The 18,572-nt window shown below is 66.8% G+C and carries 16 protein-coding genes and 1 riboswitch; of the genes, 8 read left to right on the top strand and 8 right to left on the bottom strand.

Annotation, left to right across the window (positions count from 1 at the left end; all coding sequences use genetic code 11):
• The first annotated feature begins 247 nt into the window (after window positions 1–247).
• Both secA and ABE423_RS18050 read left to right on the top strand, forming a co-directional pair.
• Window positions 248–2,980 (top strand): preprotein translocase subunit SecA, encoded by a 2,733-nt coding sequence (gene secA / locus ABE423_RS18055; protein WP_032129708.1) that lies wholly within the window; start codon window positions 248–250, stop codon window positions 2,978–2,980.
• Between the two features lie 113 nt (window positions 2,981–3,093).
• Entirely contained in the window at window positions 3,094–4,050 is a 957-nt protein-coding gene (locus ABE423_RS18050) for a Nudix family hydrolase (RefSeq protein ID WP_346487027.1), read from the top strand.
• Between the two features lie 87 nt (window positions 4,051–4,137).
• Here the strand turns inward: ABE423_RS18050 and ABE423_RS18045 are convergent, their stop codons facing one another.
• Window positions 4,138–4,722 (bottom strand): DUF4124 domain-containing protein, encoded by a 585-nt coding sequence (locus ABE423_RS18045; protein ID WP_125895347.1) that lies wholly within the window; start codon window positions 4,720–4,722, stop codon window positions 4,138–4,140.
• A 40-nt stretch (window positions 4,723–4,762) separates the two neighbouring features.
• Window positions 4,763–5,590, bottom strand: a complete 828-nt coding sequence (gene metF / locus ABE423_RS18040) for a methylenetetrahydrofolate reductase [NAD(P)H] (protein ID WP_049399801.1) — start codon at window positions 5,588–5,590, stop codon at window positions 4,763–4,765.
• Between the two features lie 203 nt (window positions 5,591–5,793).
• Here metF and ABE423_RS18035 point away from each other — a divergent pair, with 203 nt between their 5' ends.
• Genes ABE423_RS18035 through ABE423_RS18025 form a run of 3 tightly spaced genes read left to right on the top strand, consistent with a single transcriptional unit; the run spans window position 5,794 to window position 8,519 of the window.
• Window positions 5,794–6,720 (top strand): alpha/beta hydrolase, encoded by a 927-nt coding sequence (locus ABE423_RS18035; RefSeq protein WP_346487024.1) that lies wholly within the window; start codon window positions 5,794–5,796, stop codon window positions 6,718–6,720.
• Between the two features lie 24 nt (window positions 6,721–6,744).
• The gene (locus ABE423_RS18030) at window positions 6,745–7,791 is read left to right on the top strand and encodes a histidine kinase (protein WP_346487022.1); all 1,047 of its coding nucleotides are present in this window, start codon (window positions 6,745–6,747) and stop codon (window positions 7,789–7,791) included.
• Window positions 7,788–8,519 carry a LytTR family DNA-binding domain-containing protein gene (locus ABE423_RS18025; RefSeq protein ID WP_100437887.1) on the top strand — a complete coding sequence of 244 codons (732 nt, stop codon included), beginning with the start codon at window positions 7,788–7,790 and terminating at the stop codon, window positions 8,517–8,519. Before ABE423_RS18030 ends, ABE423_RS18025 begins: the two co-directional genes overlap by 4 nt.
• 47 nt (window positions 8,520–8,566) lie before the next feature.
• Here the strand turns inward: ABE423_RS18025 and ABE423_RS18020 are convergent, their stop codons facing one another.
• The 3 genes from ABE423_RS18020 to ABE423_RS18010 all read right to left on the bottom strand — a co-directional run bounded on the left by ABE423_RS18020 (window position 8,567) and on the right by ABE423_RS18010 (window position 11,678).
• Window positions 8,567–9,784: a HAMP domain-containing sensor histidine kinase gene (locus ABE423_RS18020; RefSeq protein WP_346487020.1), complete on the bottom strand. Its 1,218-nt coding sequence runs from the start codon at window positions 9,782–9,784 to the stop codon at window positions 8,567–8,569.
• Between the two features lie 71 nt (window positions 9,785–9,855).
• The gene (locus tag ABE423_RS18015; protein ID WP_032129701.1) at window positions 9,856–10,545 is read right to left on the bottom strand and encodes a response regulator transcription factor; all 690 of its coding nucleotides are present in this window, start codon (window positions 10,543–10,545) and stop codon (window positions 9,856–9,858) included.
• A gap of 2 nt (window positions 10,546–10,547) precedes the next feature.
• Entirely contained in the window at window positions 10,548–11,678 is a 1,131-nt protein-coding gene (locus ABE423_RS18010; RefSeq protein WP_049399797.1) for a type 1 glutamine amidotransferase domain-containing protein, read from the bottom strand.
• Window positions 11,679–11,783: 105 nt separating this feature from the next.
• Between ABE423_RS18010 and ABE423_RS18005 the strand changes: the two genes are divergently transcribed.
• Together ABE423_RS18005 and ABE423_RS18000 are read left to right on the top strand one after the other, a co-directional pair.
• Complete coding sequence (locus ABE423_RS18005; RefSeq protein WP_065722784.1) at window positions 11,784–12,341, top strand: DUF3228 family protein; 558 nt, start codon at window positions 11,784–11,786, stop codon at window positions 12,339–12,341.
• A gap of 28 nt (window positions 12,342–12,369) precedes the next feature.
• On the top strand, window positions 12,370–13,065 hold the full coding sequence (locus tag ABE423_RS18000; protein ID WP_346487017.1) for an energy transducer TonB: 696 nt from the start codon (window positions 12,370–12,372) through the stop codon (window positions 13,063–13,065).
• Here ABE423_RS18000 and ABE423_RS17995 read toward each other — a convergent pair.
• From ABE423_RS17995 to ahcY, 3 genes are all read right to left on the bottom strand, one after another.
• Entirely contained in the window at window positions 13,062–13,565 is a 504-nt protein-coding gene (locus tag ABE423_RS17995; protein ID WP_180838395.1) for a hypothetical protein, read from the bottom strand. The genes ABE423_RS18000 and ABE423_RS17995 overlap by 4 nt on opposite strands.
• Complete coding sequence (ybaK, locus tag ABE423_RS17990; protein WP_049399794.1) at window positions 13,565–14,038, bottom strand: Cys-tRNA(Pro) deacylase; 474 nt, start codon at window positions 14,036–14,038, stop codon at window positions 13,565–13,567. Before ybaK ends, ABE423_RS17995 begins: the two co-directional genes overlap by 1 nt.
• Window positions 14,039–14,275: 237 nt before the next feature.
• Window positions 14,276–15,721, bottom strand: coding sequence for an adenosylhomocysteinase (gene ahcY, locus ABE423_RS17985; RefSeq protein WP_014036003.1), 1,446 nt, complete (start codon window positions 15,719–15,721; stop codon window positions 14,276–14,278).
• Window positions 15,722–15,757: 36 nt separating this feature from the next.
• Window positions 15,758–15,841, bottom strand: a riboswitch (S-adenosyl-L-homocysteine riboswitch).
• Between the two features lie 120 nt (window positions 15,842–15,961).
• On the opposite strand from ahcY, the gene ABE423_RS17980 reads away from it, so the two are divergent.
• On the top strand, window positions 15,962–18,478 hold the full coding sequence (locus ABE423_RS17980; protein WP_346487014.1) for a prolyl oligopeptidase family serine peptidase: 2,517 nt from the start codon (window positions 15,962–15,964) through the stop codon (window positions 18,476–18,478).
• The last annotated feature ends 94 nt before the right edge of the window (window positions 18,479–18,572 follow it).

The raw sequence follows: 18,572 nt of genomic DNA, 5'->3' as shown, positions 1-18,572 counted from the left end.
GTTTGGTTGGGGCGGGCGGGGGCCGCTAACCCTCTTGATCTTCGGCAGCTTCGCTTACCGGGCCCGGGCCGGCCACTACCGGGAATGTTCGGATGCCATTGCCGCCAAAGGGTTGAAACCCCTTGCGGCCGTCCCAAGCTACAATGGGTGTTGCCATCGACAGGGCGCCAGGCGCCCTGTTTCGTTTGCGGCGGACGGATCCCAAGGGGGAGGCCGGGCGTCGTGTCCATCCAACCCGGTTCCTTCAATGATCAACAGCCTGCTTACCCGCGTATTTGGCAGTCGTAACGAACGACAGCTGCGCCAGCTCAACCGCATCGTCGCCAAGATCAATGCGCTGGAGCCGGAGATCGAGAAGCTTTCCGACGAGCAGCTTCAGGCCAAGACGCCGGAGTTCAAGCAGCGCATCGCCGACGGTGAAGCCCTGGACAAGGTGCTGCCGGAAGCGTTCGCGGTCTGCCGCGAAGCCGGTCGCCGCGTGCTGGGCATGCGCCACTACGACGTGCAGCTGATCGGCGGCATGGTGCTTCACCTGGGCAAGATCGCAGAAATGCGCACCGGTGAAGGCAAGACCCTGGTGGCGACCCTGCCGGTGTACCTCAACGCGCTGGAAGGCAAGGGCGTGCACGTGGTCACCGTGAACGACTACCTGGCCCGCCGCGACGCCGCGCAGATGGGCAAGCTGTACAACTGGCTGGGCCTGAGCGTGGGCGTGGTGTACCCGGGCATGCCGCACAGCGACAAGCGCGAAGCCTATGCCTCGGACATCACCTACGGCACCAACAACGAATTCGGCTTCGACTACCTGCGCGACAACATGGCGCTGTCCAAGGCCGACCGCTACCAGCGCGGCCTGCACTACGCCATCGTCGACGAAGTCGACTCCATCCTGATCGACGAAGCGCGTACCCCGCTGATCATCTCCGGACCGGCCGACGATTCCCCGGAGCTGTACATCCGCGTCAACCGCGTCGTACCGAACCTGGTCAAGCAGGAAGCGGAAGACGGCGAAGGCGACTTCTGGGTCGATGAGAAGGGCAAGCAGGTGCACCTGTCCGAAGCGGGCATGGAGCACGCCGAGCAGCTGCTGGTCGAGGCCGGCATCCTCGACGGCGAGACCGAAGGCCTGTACGCGCCGCAGAACCTGACCGTGGTCCACCACCTGAACGCCGCGCTGCGCGCGCACGCGATCTACCAGCGTGACGTGGACTACATCGTGCGCGATGGCGAAGTGGTCATCGTCGATGAGTTCACCGGCCGCACCCTGTCCGGTCGCCGCTGGTCCGATGGCCTGCACCAGGCGGTGGAAGCGAAGGAAGGCGTGCCGGTCCAGCGCGAGAACCAGACGCTGGCGAGCATCACCTTCCAGAACCTGTTCCGCATGTACAAGAAGCTGTCCGGCATGACCGGTACGGCCGATACCGAAGCCTTCGAGTTCCAGAGCATCTACGGCCTGGAAGTGGTGGTGATCCCGACCAACCGCCCGACCATCCGCAAGGACAGCCCGGACCAGGTGTTCCTGAACCGCAAGGGCAAGTTCAATGCGGTGCTGGCCGACATCGAAGAGTGCGCCAAGCGTGGCCAGCCGGTGCTGGTGGGTACCACCTCGATCGAAACCTCGGAAATGCTGTCCGAGCACCTGCGCAAGGCCGGCGTGAAGCACGAAGTGCTCAACGCCAAGCAGCATGACCGCGAAGCGACCATCGTCGCCAATGCCGGTCGTCCGGCCGCGGTCACCATCGCCACCAACATGGCCGGTCGTGGTACCGACATCGTGCTGGGCGGTTCGCTGGAAGCGGAAATCCACGAGCTGGGCGAAGGCGCGACCGACGAACAGAAGGCCGCGGTCAAGGCCGATTGGCAGAAGCGCCACGAGGCCGTCAAGGCTGCCGGCGGCCTGCACATCGTCGGCACCGAGCGCCACGAATCGCGCCGTATCGACAACCAGCTGCGTGGCCGTTCGGGCCGCCAGGGTGACCCGGGTTCGTCCCGCTTCTACCTGTCGCTGGAAGACAACCTGATGCGCATCTTCGCCTCCGACTGGGTGCAGAAGGCCATGCGCATGATGGGCATGAAGGAAGACGACGTCATCGAGGACCGCCTGGTCAGCCGCCAGATCGAGAAGGCGCAGCGCAAGGTCGAGGCCCACAACTTCGACATCCGCAAGAACCTGCTGGACTTCGACGACGTCAACAACGACCAGCGCAAGGTGATCTACGCACAGCGCGATGAACTGCTGGACGCCGAGTCGGTGAAGGACAACGTCGACGGCATCCGCGACGACGTGATCTTCGACGTGGTGGCCCGCTTCGTGCCGCCGAACTCGATCGACGAGCAGTGGGACCTGCGTGGCCTGGAAGCGACCCTGGAGTCGGACTTCGGCCTGCAGATGTCGCTGACCGACCTGGTCAAGTCGCACGAAGAGCTGGACGCCGAAGCCATCGCTGCCAAGGTGCAGGAGCGCGTCAACCAGCACTTTGCCGAGAAGGAAGCCGGTGTCGGTGAGGAAACCATGCGCGCGCTGGAGAAGCACGTGATGCTGACCGTGCTGGACCAGAGCTGGAAGGAGCACCTGGCGCGCATGGACTACCTGCGCCAGGGCATCTACCTGCGTGGTTACGCGCAGAAGCAGCCGAAGCAGGAATACAAGAAGGAAGCCTTCGAGCTGTTCTCGGACATGCTGGAGAACGTCAAGCGCGAAGTGGTGACCCTGCTGTCGCGCGTGCGCATCCGCAGCGACGAGGAAGTGCAGGCGCTGGAAGCGGCCGAACGCCAGCAGGCCGAAGCGCGCCTGAGCCAGTCGCAGTTCCAGCACCAGGACGTGGGCGGCTACAGCGCCGACGAGGAAGCCGCGCAGGTGCAGGCTGCCCAGCAGGGCATTGCACAGGCGCAGCGCGATGAGCCGAAGATCGGCCGCAACGATCCATGCCCGTGCGGCAGTGGCAAGAAGTACAAGCACTGCCACGGCCAGCTGAGCTGACCCCGAAAAGCCCCGCGAAAGCGGGGCTCTTTTTTCATGGCGGCTGTTTCGCGGGGCTGATCCGGCCCGATCCGAGATTGCGCGGGCCGCCCTGTTCTGGGCATGCTTCCCCCATGGCTCCCCCCACCCGATCGATCCACGTCGTGGCCGCCGTCATCACCGACGCCCGTGGCCGCGTGCTGCTCAACCGTCGTACCGAGAACCGCGACATGGCCGGCCTGTGGGAGTTCCCCGGCGGCAAGCGCGAATCCGGCGAGACCTCCGAGCAGGCGTTGGTTCGCGAGCTGCGCGAGGAACTGGGCATCGAAGCCGATGTCGGCGAATGGCTGATGGATGTGCCGCAGCGCTACCCGGACAAGCACCTGACCCTGGAAGTGCGCCACGTGCGCAGCTGGAAGGGGACGCCACGTGGCCGCGAGGGCCAGGCCATTACCTGGGTGGCGCCGGATAAACTTGGTCGCTATTCGATGCCACCGGCCGATCTGCCGGTGGTGGCCGCGCTGCGCCAACCCGACAGCTACCTGATCACCCCGGCGCCGGCCGATGATGAGGGCGGCATGCAGCATTGGCATGAACAGCTGCAGCGCGCGGTGGACGCGGGCCAGCAGCGCATCCAGCTGCGGTTGCCGACGGCGCATCCGCAGCGCCAGGCGATGGTCGAACAGGCCGTGCGCGCGCATCGTCGCAGCGGGGTGCAGTGGCTGCTCAACCGCGATATCGAACGCGCGCGCGTACTGGGCGTTGGGGTGCACCTGGGCAGCGAGCAGCTGCTGGAGTTGTCGCAGCGTCCGCTGCCCGAAGGCCAGCTGGTGGCTGCGTCCTGCCATGACCTGCAGCAGCTGCAGGCCGCACAGCGGTTGGGCTGCGACTTCGCCGTGCTGGGCCCGGTTCAGGCCACGGCCAGCCATCCGGATGCCGTGCCGCTGGGCTGGAACGCGTTCGCCGAGCTGCGCGCGCAGGTGTCACTGCCGATCTACGCGCTGGGTGGCATGGGCCGCGGTCACATCGCCGAAGCGCGTCGCCATGGTGGGCAGGGCATCGCCGCCATCCGCGCGCTGTGGCCGGAGTAAGGCTGCTTCGCTCGCCGGGCATGGCCCGGCGCTACCGTGTGGGATGGGGGCAGTAGATCCACGCCATGCGTGGATGGATGCTCGCGATCACAACGTGATCCAGAAACACCCGTATTGCCGTCGCAACCCCAGCACCGTCGAAGCGCGCGACGCGCTGCCGGGCAGGGTCTGCTCCAGGCGCAGGCCGATGGGATGCCGCGCCACAGAGGCCACAGGGTCGGATCCCAACGCGGCAGGGCTCTGATCCTCATCCTGCGATTGCGGCAGCGCCTGTGACGGATACACCGGCACCACGTCCACCAGGGGCCGCCGCGCCAACGATTCCAGCTGGCCGAGGATGCGCTGCGCGCCCGCATCGGAAACCGCGCCCCACAGATACAGTGAGGACAGCCGATTCACATCGTTGCTGACGATGCCGACGCGCAGCGCGTCCACCAGTTCACTCAGCCGCCGCGGGCAGCGTGCCCCCAGGGTGTCGCGCTGCAGGGTATTGCCGGCGGGCGCAGGCGGTGGCAACCGCGACCGCGCGCCCAGGCTGTCGCAGGGCCGGTCGGTGTAGACGCTTTGGCCCTGGGCATCGGTGCAGCGGTTCAGGCGTGTGGACTGTGCGTGGGCGACGCTCGACAGCACGCACAGCGGCAGCAGCAACAGCAGGAAGGAAAGCCGGATCATCCTCGCAGGGTAGCGCCGATCACGCTTGCGCGCCGTGCTTTCAGCCCTGCAGCAGCTTCAGCACCGAAGTGGTCGGCTTGGCCAGGTTCAAGGTGTAGAAGTGCAGGCCGGGTGCGCCGCCTTCGATCAGGCGCTGGCACAGCTTGGCCACCACTTCAGTGCCGAATGCACGCACCGACTCTGCATCATCGCCATAGGCCTGCATCTTGCGGCTGATCCAGCGCGGGATCTCCGCACCGCACTGTTCGGAGAAGCGGCGCAGCTGGCTGAAGTTGGCGATCGGCATGATGCCGGGCGTGATCGGTACCTGCACGCCCAGCCGCCGCACTTCGTCGACGAAATGGAAGTAGGCATCGGGGTTGAAGAAGTACTGGGTGATCGCCGCATCGGCACCGGCGTCGATCTTGGCCTTGAAATGCTTCAGGTCGGCCAGTGCGTCGGAAGCCTGCGGGTGCGTTTCGGGGTACGCGCCCACTTCGATATGGAACGCATCACCGTGCTCGGCGCGGATGAAGTCGATCAGTTCGGCGGCATAGCGCATGTCACCGGGGAAACCCATGCCCGACGGCAGATCGCCGCGCAGCGCGACCAGGCGGCGGCAGCCGATGGCGCGATACAGCTTGAGCAGCTCGCGGATTTCCTGACGGGTGCCGCCGACGCAGGACAGATGCGGTGCGGCATCGAAGCCATGGTGCTGGTTGAGGTGGCGCACGGTCTCGGAGGTATAGCTCAGGGTCGAGCCACCGGCGCCGAAGGTACACGACACGTACTCGGGACCGTAGTCCTTCAGCCTGGCCGCGGCGCGGTCCAGCTGGCTGCGCTGTTCGTCGGTCTTGGGCGGATAGAACTCGAAGCTGATGGCGGTCATGGCACGGGCGGCAGCGGCGGGTGCGGATCAGTATATCGCTTCATCAAGATGGATGTTGTCAATTTCTGCGGGCGAACATCGTCAGCCGCCTGCGACCGTTCGCCCCGGCGATCGGCCGCTGCTCCGAAATCGCCCCCCGGGTGCCGTGGCCGGCGGCACGCTGAGCCCATTCCGGCACCACCCACCTGACGAAGGAGCAGACGATGAAGATCTTCCTGGCACTCTGGTATGCAATGAAGGCCCTGGCCCGGCTGGCGATGATCGGCATGGCGATGGCCATGCTCGGCTCCGGCTCGGCGCACGCCGCCAGCGCCCCGGCGGCGGGCAAGGTGCAGGTCGAGGTGGTCGGCAAGGGCCGCCCGCTGCTGATGATTCCCGGCCTCAACAGCAGCGCCGAGGTGTGGCGCGAGACCTGCCTGGCCCTGAAGGATGTGCAGTGCCATCTGGTGCAGCTGCCCGGCTTTGCCGGTGCGCTCGCGGCCGATCCGCGCCCGGTCGAGTTCCTGCCGGCGATGCGCGGGCAGCTGCTGGCCTACCTGCATGACCAGCATCTGGGGCCGGTGGTGGTGGTTGGCCACAGCCTCGGTGGCCTGCTGGGCCTGCAGATGGCGCAGGCCGAGCCGAAGGCGGTCAGCGCGCTGGTGGTGGTTGACGCCCTGCCATTCCTGCCGGCCGCGCGTGACCCGAAGGCCACCGCTGACAGCGTGCGGCCGGTGGCCGACCAGCTGCGCAAGGGCATGCTGGCCGCCGACGCCGCGCAATGGCAGGCGCAGTTGAAGGCGGGCCTGCCGGGGATGACCCACGATACTCAGCGCCAGGCTGAACTGGGCCGCTGGGGCGAAGACAGCGATCGCCAGACCACGGCCGATGCCATGCATGCGGTGATGACCACTGACCTGCGTGACAGCATTGCCTCGATCACCGCACCGACGCTGGTGCTGGGCAGCTGGGCCGGCTACCAGCCGATGGGTGGCACCGAGGACGGCACCCGGGCGGTGTTCCAGTCGCAGTACGCGAAACTGCAGGGCGTACAGATCGCGATGAGCGCGCAGGGTTTCCACTTCCTGATGTGGGATGATCCGCGCTGGTTGCAGGAACAGGTGCAGGCCTTCCTCGACCGCCACCACTGAGTTTCAACACGCCTCGGAATGGACATGCCGGATTCCTCCTCGACGGTACGCTTCTGGCTGCTCAATGCGCTGGTATGGGCGCTCTATGGCGTTGCCGGAATCGGCCTGCGCCAAGCCTATTTCAGCGATGCCGGAAGCGCAGGCGTGTTGATCACGCTGGGCCTGGCGTTGGCCCTGTTCGGATGCAGCGGTGCCATCCGCGCGCTGGCGCTGCGTGCAGACTGGTGGGCGCGCGGAACGGCCGGGCTGTTGCTGCGGCTGGCGCTGTCGGTGGCATTGGGCGCGGCAGTGGCGCAGCTGCTGGTGAACATCGCGCTGCACTCGGCGCTGGCCTGGAACTGGGTGAGCCTGGGGCGGCAGACGGCCGACTTCAGCCCCAAGGCGCTGCTGCTCTACTGGTACACCACTGCGGTGATGCTGGCCCTGTGGGCAGCGCTTTGGGCAAGCCTGCACAGCCTGCGCCGGATACGCGGGGCGGAACTGGCCCGCCTGCGCGCCGAAGCCGAGCGCAGTGCGCTGGAACGCGATGCGCTGCGTGCACGGCTCAACCCGCACTTCATGTTCAATGCGCTGAACAACCTGCGCGCGCTGATCCTGGAAGATCCTGAGCGTGCGCGCGACATGGTCACCCGCCTGTCGCGCACGCTGCGCCAGGCGCTGGCGCACAACCGCAGCGAGCAGGTCACGCTGGCCGAGGAACTGGCGGTGGTCGACGACTACCTGGCCATCGAGGCGGTCCATTTTGAACAGCGCCTGCAGGTGCGGCAGCAGATCGATGCCGATGCCATGCAGGCGCAGCTGCCTGCGATGGCGTTGCAGCTGCTGGTGGAGAACGCGATCAAGCACGGCATCGCCAGCCGCCCCGGCGGCGGCGAGGTGCAGATCCGTGCCACGCTGGACAATGACGTGCTGCGCCTGCAGGTGGACAATCCGCTGGGCAGCGCCAACGAGCCCACCCACGGGCATGGCGTCGGCCTGGCCTACCTGCGTGCGCAGCTCGGTACGCAAGGTCGTTTCACCCTGCAGCCGGTCGGCGACCGCATGCAGGCCCTGCTGGAGATTCCGCAATGAATGGCGTGCTGCGCGTGTTGATCGTTGATGATGCGCGGCTGGCGCGGCAGGAGCTGCGCACGCTGTTGTCGGCGCTGCCGTGGGTGCAGTGCGTGGGCGAGGCCGACGATGTGCCGGCCGCGCGCGAGGCGATCGCCACGCTGGCCCCGGACCTGGTGCTGCTGGATGTGCAGATGCCCTCCGGCAGTGGCTTCGATGTTCTGGATGGGCTGGAGACGGTGCCGGCCGTGATCTTCGTTACTGCCTACGACACCTACGCGGTGCGCGCGTTCCAGGCCAATGCGCTGGACTATCTGGTGAAGCCGGTCGAGGCACCGCGCTTGTTGGAAGCGTTGCAGCGGGCGCGCCAGCGCGAGGTGGTGGCGGGCGAAACGCCGGAGCCGCGCAGCACGCTGGGCGCGCAGGACCAGGTGTTCGTGCGCGAGGGCGAACGCTGCTGGTTCGTGGCGGTCTCGGAGATCCGCCGGCTGGTGGTGGATGGCAACTACACGCGGCTGTGGTTCCGCGACCAGAACGCGTTGCTGACCCGCAGCCTGAGCGCGCTGGAAGCACGCCTGCCGCCGGATCTGTTCTTCCGTGCCAACCGCAACACGCTGGTCAACCTGCGCCGCATCCGAGGCGTGACGCCCAGCATCGCTGATGGTTATGACCTGGCGCTGGATGACGGCAGCGAGGTGGAGGTGTCGCGGCGGCAGGCGCGTGAACTGCGCGAGCGGATGGCGTTGTAGTTGCCGCTACAGCTCGGCACTGACCGGGCTGGACCGCCGGAGGCGCTTCATGCCTCGGCTGGCTGCCCCCTCAAGCGGGCCATCACCCCGCCACCGCCGTGCTGGATGACCAGTTCGAGCCCGTAGTGGCTGCACAGTCGCCGCATGATATCCAGGCCCAGGCCGTTGCCCTCGCTGCCATCACGCTTGTCGAATGGCCGCGGCTCGGGCCAGTTGCCAAGGAAGGGTGAAGCACCTGCCGTGTTGTGCACCAGTAGCTGAGCGTCCTGCCATGCAATCAGGACCTGGCCCTGCGCGGTATGCGCGAACGCATTGCCGACCAGATTGGCCAGGACTACGCGCAGGGCCGCCTCGGGCGCGCGCAGCGTGGCCCCGTCGGGCACGGTCAGCTGTACCTCGACCGGCCGTGCAGCCAGCAACGGAGACTGCTCGATGATCACCCGTTCCAGCAGCGGCACAAGTTTGACCGGCGGAGCGCCGTGGCTGGCGGTTTCCTCGCGAGCCAGCGCCAGCAGCGCCGCAATGGCCTGCTGCAGCTGCAGTGCCGAAAGACGGATATGCTGCACATGCTGGCGGCCACGCTCGGACAGGCCCGACTCGCTGGCCAACTGGCCTGCCGCACTGGAGATAACGCTCAAGGGTGTGCGCAGTTCGTGGCTGGCATCGCGCGTGAACGCGTGTTCGCGGGCAACGAAGGCAGCGACGCGTGCGGACAATCCATCCAGGGCGCGCGCGAGCACGCCAATCTCGTCATCGTCGAAACGTGCTGCCAGGCGCACGCCGGGGCCTGGTTCCGGCTGCAGCGCTTCAACCTCCTCGACCAGCGCATAGAGCGAGCGTGTGCTGCGATGGGCGAGCCAGATGCCGAGGAAGATCGCCGCGATCAGGACCAGCAGTGCTGTGCCGGCAAGCAGCATTACGACCCGATCGCGGATCGGCCGGACCACCAGTTGCGCACTGACCTCCGACACAAGCCAAGCAGGGCGGGCGCCGGCCGGGGGATCGATCCGCTTGAGATGGTAGTGCCGACCATCGACACCCGCGAACTCCGAGCGCCACGGTTCCTTTGCGAACTCGCTGCGCAGATCGTCGGGGAAGGTAGAGGGTGAACGATGCAGCTGGATTGCGGCATCGGCAGGTGTACGCCAGTCCCCTTCGAGCGCGTGCCGGGCGAGCTGAGCCCGTGCTTCACGGTCCAGTTGGGCGTTGAAGATGCTGTCTTCCACCACATACATGAACACCAGCGAGTAGGTGCCGAACACCATGGCGGTGAACAGCGCGAAGGCTGTGAATGTGATCAGCAGTCGACGGCGCAGGTGCTGGGTGGGCCGCGGTTTCATGGCGAAGCTTCCAGACGGAAGCCGACACCGTGGACGGTGCGCAGCATCTCGCCTTCGAACGGCCTGTCCAGTACCTGCCGCAACAGGTACAGATGCGAGCGCAGCGGATCGGAAGGAGGTGCTTCATCCCCCCACAGGCGTTGAACGAGCTCGCTGCGGGTGACGGTTCGCGGCCAGGCCTCGGCCAGTACGAGCAGGATGCGCTGCGGAACCTGTGCCAGCTCCAGCAGCAATCCCGCGCGCCAGGCCTGGCCGCTGCGGCGGTCGATGCTCAGCGGCCCAATCTGCAGGAGGTTCGGTTGACCCACGCGATGGCGGCGGGCGAGGGCGAGACAGCGGGCGAGCAGCTCGGCATCGTCGAAGGGCTTGACCAGATAGTCATCCGCGCCCGCAGCGAAGCCCTGCAGCTTGTCGTCGATCGCATCGCGTGCGGTCAGCATCAGGATGGGGACGTGCCGATCACTGCACTCGCGCAACCGACGGCAGACCGTCGTACCATCGGTGCCCGGCAACCCGATATCGAGCAGCAGCACATCCGGCGGTGACGCCAGCGCCAACTGCAGCCCGACGTGTCCGCCAGCGGCGAAATCGACCAGATGGCCATGCGCCTGCAGCATGTCGATGATGGCCGAGGCCAGCGGCAGGTTGTCTTCAATCAACAGCAGGCGCAGGCGCTCGGCGTCCATGGTCAGGGCTGCATGCGGGCCAGGAGAGCGTTAGCTTCGTCCAGACCGGGCTGCTTTTCCAGCACAGCCAGTACCTGCGAACGGGCCAGATCGGTCCGGCCCAGGCGCCAGTGCGCTTCTGCCATCGCGACCTGCAGCCTCGGCTCGTCCATATGCGGGCTGGCCAGCTGCATGATGGACAGCGCGTCGGCGGTTGCAGTGGCGTCCTTTGCTGCTTTCAGCTGGTAGAAACCCAGCATGCCGATCAGCTCGACGTGATGGTCGGACGGGCGCTGCGCCAGTATCTGCGCCGCCTGACCATCACGCTGCTGCAGGTGCTGCTCCACCAGCGCCATGCTGCGCTCATCGCGCCATGCCTGGCGTGCCAGTGGCACACGCCCGCTGGCGCGCACGAAGGCGTCAGCCAGTGCGGCGGTCGAGAACGGGTTCTGACCGGTCAGCAGGCGTCCATCGACTACGACCTTGGGCATCATCAGCGGTGCCTCCTGCCAGCGTGCGCCCAGCTCGCGCATGCGCGGTTCAAGCTGGAACGCGAATTCCTTCGCCCAACGTTTGCCGAACAGTGCTTCTTCCTCTTCCGTGAATCCGGTCATGGCGCGGCCTTCCACCATGGCCCGGCCATCGGGAAGGCGAACACCCGCCAGTGCGGCCGGACCATGGCATACCGCCGCGACCAGTCCTCCCTGCTGCCAGATTCCGGCAATCGTGGCATGCAGGGCCTTGTCGGCCGGAAGGTCGAACATGGCACCCTTGCCGCCGATCACCAGGACGCCCTGGTAGTCGCTGGCACGCAGTTGTGCAGTGGGCACGGTCGCGGCAAGCTTGCCCATGGCCTGGGAATCGGCAAGGACAGCTGCGTTGAAGGCCTCGGAGGGGTTGTACTTGTCAGCCTCGACGGCGCCGCCACGCGGACTTGCCACGTCGATGTCGAAGCCGTTCTGCTTGAGGATGAGCCAGGCCTGGGCGAATTCGTCCATCTCGAAGCCCGGACGGGTCTTCCCTTGGTCCCGGCCTTCGCTGCTGACGACGAGCAGCACGCGCGATGGTGCGGCAGACGCGGAAGATGGGGCCATGGCAGGGAGGAGAAGGACGGCCAGCAGGCCGGACAGCAGGGGGGAGCGGAAGCGGTTCATGCAGGACTCTCCGGGAGATGTGCGCGCACTGTGGCCGGCAAATGTGAAGCAGACTTCAAGCGCATCGACGGTTACCCTGAGGGCCAGTTCCCGTTCGTGCATGCCATGTCCATCGTCCTCACCGACTTCGCCCGTCCCCGCCTGTTCCCGCGCGTGCCGCGCGGCAACACCATCCAGGATTGCACTGCCGAGCAGTTCGAGGCACACCTCAATGCGCACGCGCCGCTGAAGGTGCTCGATGGCTACGCCCCGTTCTGCAAGCTGTTCGTCTACGAGAACTGGACCAGCACGCGTTGCCTGACGGTGCCGGTCACCGACGCCAACCGCCACCAGCTGCGCAGCGGCTACGAAGCGCGCAACCGCGAGGAACTGCCGGTACTGGTGCGCTGGTTCGAGGGGGTGGAGTCGCCGCGCGCGAACTATCTGGTGGTGATCCTGTACAGCGCCGGGCAGCTGGCGAAGGAGGGTTCACCGATCGAGGCCGACTGGGGCATCGTCGGCTGTATCTACACCGCCGAGCCCGAGGAAGTGCCGATGGCACCGATCACCATGATGCGCAATGCACTGGGCGTGGAGGAGGGCGGTTCCGGTGTGCCGCTGGATCGCGAGGCTTACCAGCGCTCCGTCGCGTTCTGGGAGAACAACGCCAACTGGCGGCCGTGAGCCCACGCTGCGGCCGGACAGTCGGCATGTGAACAGGGAAGATTGCAGCGGGACGCTACCATGGCGGTGGATCAACGCAGGGAGCACAGGGATGGATGTTCGCAGTTGGATGCCGTTCGCATGGGTCGCCGCAGGCCTGCTGGCCGCGTGTGAGGGCTCTGCAGCAAAATACGATGCAGGCGCCGCCTGTGGTGCTTTGTCCGACGTGACGCCGATCCGCGATGCCGGCGTGGGTTCACTGCAGGCGCAGGCAACGTCGGGGCGCTGCACGTTCCATGTGGAAGCGGATGACGCTGCAGCGCTTTCGCGTCAGCAGTCGTTGCTGCAGAGCGTGTCGGCGATCGCCTGTAGTGCGCCAGCCACCACCCGGCCTTCGCAAGGGGCTGCAGGCTTCGACCTACAGATGCCTGCACGTTGCCCACTCTCTTCCAGCACGCCCTTGATTGCCCGGGAAGGAGGCTGGCACCAGCGGCGACTTTCGTCGGTCCCGACGTATCCTGCGGCCGCCATGCGCGAGGCCCAGCAGGGAGGTGTCGAGCTGATGCTGCTGCTGGATGCGCAGGGCAAGACCCAGGCGATCATCCTGTCCCGATCCAGCGGCTACCCGCTGCTCGATGCGGCGGCGCTCAAGCACGCGCGTGATTGGCGTTACGAGCGTGAAGCGGCAGGCAAGGCACCAAGCATGAGCCTGATACGCGGCACGGTCACGTTCAAGCTCAACTAAGGCGTCTGCAGGGCGGGCTCGGGCTTCCACTCCCACCAGCGATAGTGGTACTCGCGCTCGGTCGCGCTCCATTGCTGCGCGCAGCAGGTGCACGTCAGCCGGTAGCATTCGCCCCAGCCGTCCTCCGCTTCGCCCCGTGCACGCAGCTGCACGTGACCTTGTTCCAGCAGCGGCTCGGGGCTGAAGAACACATAGGATGGGTAGAGCGCGCACAGGCAGCCTTCGCGTGCCTGCCAGTAGCGCAGCCGTTGCAGGGCCGCCTTCAGGTGCACCTGGTTGCTGATCAGCATGCCGCCAAGGGCGATGCCTTGGCAGCTGCGTTCGATCGTATCCACATGCGCGACCAGCGCGTCCAACGATGAGGCGCTGAACAGCCGAGCGACCGTACGCGTGGCATCGTTGATGCGCGTTGCATCGCGCGACAACAGGTCCTGCAGCAGCACATCGGCCTGTGCATCGTCGAGCCGGGGTATCGGCGCTGCAGACCACGGCCAGCGCATCAGCGTGACTTGCCGATGGCAGCGTAGTGGCCGGCAGTCAGCCGCAGCAGGTCGGCTGGTGCCAGTTCCACTTCCAGGCCGCGGCGACCGGCGCTGACATGCAGCGCGGGCAATGCCTGCGCGCTGGCGTCCAGGAAGGTGCGCAGGCGCTTCTTCTGCCCGAGTGGGCTGATGCCACCGACCAGGTAACCGGTCGCGCGCTGTGCGGCATCGGCCGCGGCCATTTCGCACTTCTTGCAGCCGGCCGCTTCGGCCAGCGCCTTCAGGTCCAGCTGGCCGGCCACCGGCACGATCGCTACCAGCAGTTCATGGGTCTCGGTGCTGGCCAGCAGGGTCTTGAACACCTGGGCCGGGTCGAGGCCGAGCTTGTCGACGGCTTCGCCGCCATAGGATTCGGCGTGAGCATCGTGCACGTAGCTGCGCACGGTGTGGGCGATCTTCTCGCGCTTGAGCAGGTTGATGGCCGGAGTCATGGGGGCATCCTAGCGCGGGGCAGGGGTGTTGCCTTGACCGAGGCTATTGTTCCCGCTCCGGTGGGGAACATCCACGCATGGCGTGGATCTACTGGGGCCGGACGATCAGTAGATCCACGCCATGCGTGGATACGTGGTGTACGGCTGCAGGCAGACGCAGAACGGGCGCCCGAAGGCGCCCGTTCCGTGTGTTGCATGCACCGGTAGTGGCGGGCGCTGGCCCGCCCCCCGCCCGCATCAGTAGCGGTAGTGGTCCGGCTTGAACGGGCCTTCCACCGGCACGCCGATGTAGTCGGCCTGTTCCTGGCTCAGGGTGGTCAGCTTCACGCCGATCTTTTCCAGGTGCAGGCGGGCCACTTCTTCGTCCAGCTTCTTCGGCAGCAGGTAGACCTTCTTCTCGTAGCTGTCCTTGTTCGCCCACAGGTCGATCTGTGCCAGGGTCTGGTTGGCGAAGCTGTTGGACATCACGAAGCTCGGGTGGCCGGTGGCGCAGCCCAGGTTCACCAGGCGGCCTTCGGCCAGCAGGAAGATCGCGTTGCCGTTCGGGAAGATGTACTTGTCCACCTGCGGCTTGATGTTGACGTGCTTGATGCCGGCGAACGACACCAGCGCATCGACCTGGATCTCGTTGTCGAAGTGGCCGATGTTGCAGACGATGGCCTGGTCCTTCATCGCGCTCAGGTGCTCGATGCGGATGATGTCCTTGTTGCCGGTGGTGGTGACGTACAGGTCGGCACGGCCCAGGGTCGATTCGATGGTGTTGACTTCATAGCCTTCCATCGCCGCCTGCAGGGCGCAGATCGGGTCGATCTCGGTGACGATCACGCGCGCGCCGTAGGCACGCAGCGAGGCCGCGCAGCCCTTGCCGACGTCGCCGTAGCCGCAGACCACGGCCACCTTGCCGGCCAGCATCACGTCCATCGCGCGCTTCAGGCCATCGGCCAGCGACTCGCGGCAGCCGTACAGGTTGTCGAACTTGCTCTTGGTGACCGAGTCGTTGACGTTGATCGCCGGGATCAGCAGGGTGCCGGCCTGGGCCAGCTGGTACAGGCGGTGCACGCCGGTGGTGGTCTCTTCGGAGACGCCCTTCCAGTCCTTGACCACGCGGCCCCAGTAACCCGGGCGCTCCTTGGCGACGCGCTTGAGCAGGTTCTTGATGACCTGTTCTTCGTGCGAGGCAGAGGCGGTGTTGACCCAGTCGCTGCCGTTTTCCAGCTCGTAGCCCTTGTGGATCAGCAGGGTCACGTCACCACCGTCGTCGACCACCAGCTCCGGGCCGGTCAGGGTGCCGTCGGCCAGGGTGAAGGTCAGCGCGTCCAGGGTGCAGTCCCAGTACTCTTCCAGGGTCTCGCCCTTCCAGGCGAACACCGGGGTGCCGGTGGCGGCAATGGCGGCAGCGGCGTGGTCCTGGGTCGAGAAGATGTTGCACGAGGCCCAGCGCACGTCGGCACCGATGTCCTTCAGGGTCTCGATCAGCACGGCGGTCTGGATGGTCATGTGCAGCGAGCCGGTCACGCGCACGCCCTTCAGCGGCAGCTCGGCCTGGTACTTGCGGCGGATCGACATCAGGCCCGGCATTTCGTGCTCGGCGATGTCCAGTTCCTTGCGGCCCCAGTCGGCCAGCGTGATGTCGCGGATCTTGTAATCACCTTCGGTGGAGAAGGTCTTGGCAACAGCGTTCATTCGTGTGCTCCGGTTGTGGACGAGCGGATGCTCGCATCTAGCCGGGCGCCGTTGTTACAAAGCCACCTTACCGAGCCTGGCCGGGCCTCGTGGGATCCGGTCGCAGCGCCCCTCGGCAGGGGAGAACCCCCATTATATCGCGGCCCCGACGTGACATCCGGATGACCCAACCATCGGCAGATGGGGCCGCGTGCACGGCCTGTTAAGGTCGGTGTTTTCACGCATCACACAGGTGGAACGATGAGCATGCACGCGCGCCGTACTCGGCGCTGGACCGGCCTGGTCCTGTCGATGGGACTGCTGGCGGTGGCCCCGCTGGCCTGGGCCGCAGCGCCGCAGCCGGTGGCCGCACAGGCCCAGGGCGTCAACGGCTACGAACTGCCGTCGGCCGCGCTGCAGGCGGTGGTGGACGCGCCGCGCGCGCCCTCGCTGTACCTGTCGCCACGCCGCGATGTCGCCGCGATGATGCAGATGCCGTCGCTGCCGTCGATCCAGGTGGTGGCGCAGCCGGAACTGAAGCTGGCCGGCCTGCGCATCAACCCGCGCACCTTCTCCGACAGCCGCTTCAGCTTCGGCGAGAAGCTGTGGCTGATGAACGTGGCCGACGGCAAGGAACGGCAGATCAGCGGCCTGCCGGCCAAGCTGTCGATCGCCAGCGTGATGTGGTCGCCGGACCAGAAGTGGCTGGCCTTCAACCAGGTCGACGCCGCCAGCGGCGCCAATGAACTGTGGCTGGTGGATGTGGCCGGCGGCAGCGCCCGTCGTCTGGTCGCCGGCCTGAACACGGTGATCGGCAGTGGCTACCAGTGGCTGCCGGACAGCCGCGGCCTGGTGGTGTTCACCCGTCCGGCCAACCTTGGTGCGGCCCCGTCCGCTGACGGCATTCCGACCGGCCCGGCCGTGCAGCAGACCAGCCAGGGCGGCGGCGTGGTGTCGATCCGTACCTACCAGGACCTGCTGAAGAACGAGGCCGACGCGCGCCAGTTCGATTACTACGCCACCACCCAGCCGATGGAAGTCAGCCTGGATGGCAACACCCGCGCGATCGGCGCAGCTGGCATCTTCATGGGCTTTGCGGTGTCGCCGGATGGCCGCTTCGTGCTGCGCCAGCCGGTGCAGCGGCCGTATTCCTACGTGGTGCCGGTGAGCAGTTTCCCGCGTCGCATTGAAGTGATCGACCGTGCCAGCGGCAAGCTGGTGCACACCGTGGCCGTGCGTCCGCTGGTGGAAGGTTTGCCGACCGGCAACGACGCTGAAGTGACCGGCGTGCGCGATATCAGCTGGCGTGGTGATGCCGACGCAACGCTGGTCTGGGCCGAAGCCCAGGACGGCGGCGACCCGAACAGGGACGCCAAGGTGCGCGATGCGGTGCTGATGCAGGCTGCGCCGTTCGACAAGCCGCCGGTCACGTTGGCCCAGCTCGGCAGCCGTCTGGTGGGCATCAACTGGGGCCGTGGCGACCTGGCCCTGCTGACCGAGTCGTGGTGGAAGACGCGCAAGACCAGGACCTGGCTGATCGCCCCGGACAATGCCGGCGCCGAGCCGCGCCTGCTGTGGGATCGCGACGGGCAGGACCGCTATTCCGATCCGGGCCGGCCGCTGTTGTCCAGCGACGACCGCGGCCGCTCGCTGCTGCAGACCAGCGCCGATGGCAGCAGCCTGTATCTGGCCGGTGCCGGTGCATCGCCGGAAGGCGATCGTCCGTTCGTGGACCGCTTCGACGTTGCCACGGGCAAGGCCACCCGCCTGTTCCACTCGCAGGCGCCGAGCTATGCGCTGCCGGTGGCGTTGCTGGACGACCAGGCCAGCTCGCTGCTGCTGAGCCGCGAGAGCCCGGATGAGCCGGCCAACTTCTACGTGCAGTCGCTGGTCGATGCCGGCGCTGCGCCGCGTGCGCTGACCCACTTCGCGCATCCGCTGCCGCAGCTGAAGGGCGTGCAGAAGGAGCAGATCCGCTACAAGCGCAAGGATGGCGTCGACCTGACCGCAACCCTGCTGCTGCCGCCGGGCTACGACCCGAAGCGCGACGGCCCGCGCCCGCTGCTGATGTGGGCCTACCCGGGTGAGTTCAAGAGTGCGGCCGCGGCCAGCCAGGTGACCGATTCGCCGTACCGCTTCAATGCGGTCAGCTACTGGGGCCCGCAGGCGTTCCTGGCCAAGGGGTATGTGGTGCTGGCCAGCCCGTCGATGCCGATCATCGGCGAGGGCGACAAGGAGCCGAACGACACCTACATCGAACAGTTGGTGGCCAACGCCCAGGCAGCCGTGGATGAAGTGGTGCGCCGTGGCGTGACCGATCGCGATCACATCGCCATTGGTGGCCATTCCTACGGTGCGTTCATGACCGCCAACCTGCTGGCGCATACGCGCCTGTTCAAGGCGGGCATCGCGCGCAGCGGCGCCTACAACCGCACGCTTACGCCGTTCGGCTTCCAGGCCGAGGAGCGCAACTACTGGCAGGCGCAGGACGTCTACCAGAAGATGGCGCCGTTCAACTACGCCGACAGGATCAAGGATCCGATCCTCTTCATCCACGGTGTGGACGACAACAACTCCGGCACGTTCCCGATGCAGAGCGAGCGCATGTTCGCCGCGGTGAAGGGCCTGGGTGGCACCGCGCGTCTGGTGATGCTGCCGAACGAATCGCATGCCTACCGTGCACGCGAGTCGATCATGACCATGCTGGCCGAAAGCGAGCGCTGGCTGGAACAGACCATCGGCCCGGCCGAGCAGGGCAAGGCGAAGAAGAAGCGCTGACGTGACCCGGTAGTGGGGGGGGGGGGGGGGGGGCGGCCGCCTGCGCACAGCCCCCCCCGGGAGAGGGGGCGGCCGGGCCCCGCCCCAACCCGCA

It is taken from the genome of Stenotrophomonas sp. TWI1409 (assembly GCF_039673015.1).
In the GTDB taxonomy this organism is placed as follows: Bacteria; Pseudomonadota; Gammaproteobacteria; order Xanthomonadales; family Xanthomonadaceae; genus Stenotrophomonas; species Stenotrophomonas maltophilia_A.
This window is presented reverse-complemented; position numbering and strand designations above follow the sequence as displayed.

Coding starts and splice junctions, on each gene's coding strand:
- ABE423_RS18020 (WP_346487020.1), bottom strand. CDS start 9,784: ATGGTGTTCGGCACCTACTCGCTGGTGTTCATGTATGTGGTGGAAGAC.
- ABE423_RS18050 (WP_346487027.1), top strand. CDS start 3,094: ATGGCTCCCCCCACCCGATCGATCCACGTCGTGGCCGCCGTCATCACC.
- ABE423_RS18015 (WP_032129701.1), bottom strand. CDS start 10,545: ATGGACGCCGAGCGCCTGCGCCTGCTGTTGATTGAAGACAACCTGCCG.
- ABE423_RS18025 (WP_100437887.1), top strand. CDS start 7,788: ATGAATGGCGTGCTGCGCGTGTTGATCGTTGATGATGCGCGGCTGGCG.
- ybaK (WP_049399794.1), bottom strand. CDS start 14,038: ATGACTCCGGCCATCAACCTGCTCAAGCGCGAGAAGATCGCCCACACC.
- ahcY (WP_014036003.1), bottom strand. CDS start 15,721: ATGAACGCTGTTGCCAAGACCTTCTCCACCGAAGGTGATTACAAGATC.
- ABE423_RS17980 (WP_346487014.1), top strand. CDS start 15,962: ATGAGCATGCACGCGCGCCGTACTCGGCGCTGGACCGGCCTGGTCCTG.
- ABE423_RS18010 (WP_049399797.1), bottom strand. CDS start 11,678: ATGAACCGCTTCCGCTCCCCCCTGCTGTCCGGCCTGCTGGCCGTCCTT.
- ABE423_RS18045 (WP_125895347.1), bottom strand. CDS start 4,722: ATGATCCGGCTTTCCTTCCTGCTGTTGCTGCTGCCGCTGTGCGTGCTG.
- ABE423_RS18005 (WP_065722784.1), top strand. CDS start 11,784: ATGTCCATCGTCCTCACCGACTTCGCCCGTCCCCGCCTGTTCCCGCGC.
- ABE423_RS18030 (WP_346487022.1), top strand. CDS start 6,745: ATGCCGGATTCCTCCTCGACGGTACGCTTCTGGCTGCTCAATGCGCTG.
- ABE423_RS18035 (WP_346487024.1), top strand. CDS start 5,794: ATGAAGATCTTCCTGGCACTCTGGTATGCAATGAAGGCCCTGGCCCGG.
- ABE423_RS17995 (WP_180838395.1), bottom strand. CDS start 13,565: ATGCGCTGGCCGTGGTCTGCAGCGCCGATACCCCGGCTCGACGATGCA.
- metF (WP_049399801.1), bottom strand. CDS start 5,590: ATGACCGCCATCAGCTTCGAGTTCTATCCGCCCAAGACCGACGAACAG.
- secA (WP_032129708.1), top strand. CDS start 248: ATGATCAACAGCCTGCTTACCCGCGTATTTGGCAGTCGTAACGAACGA.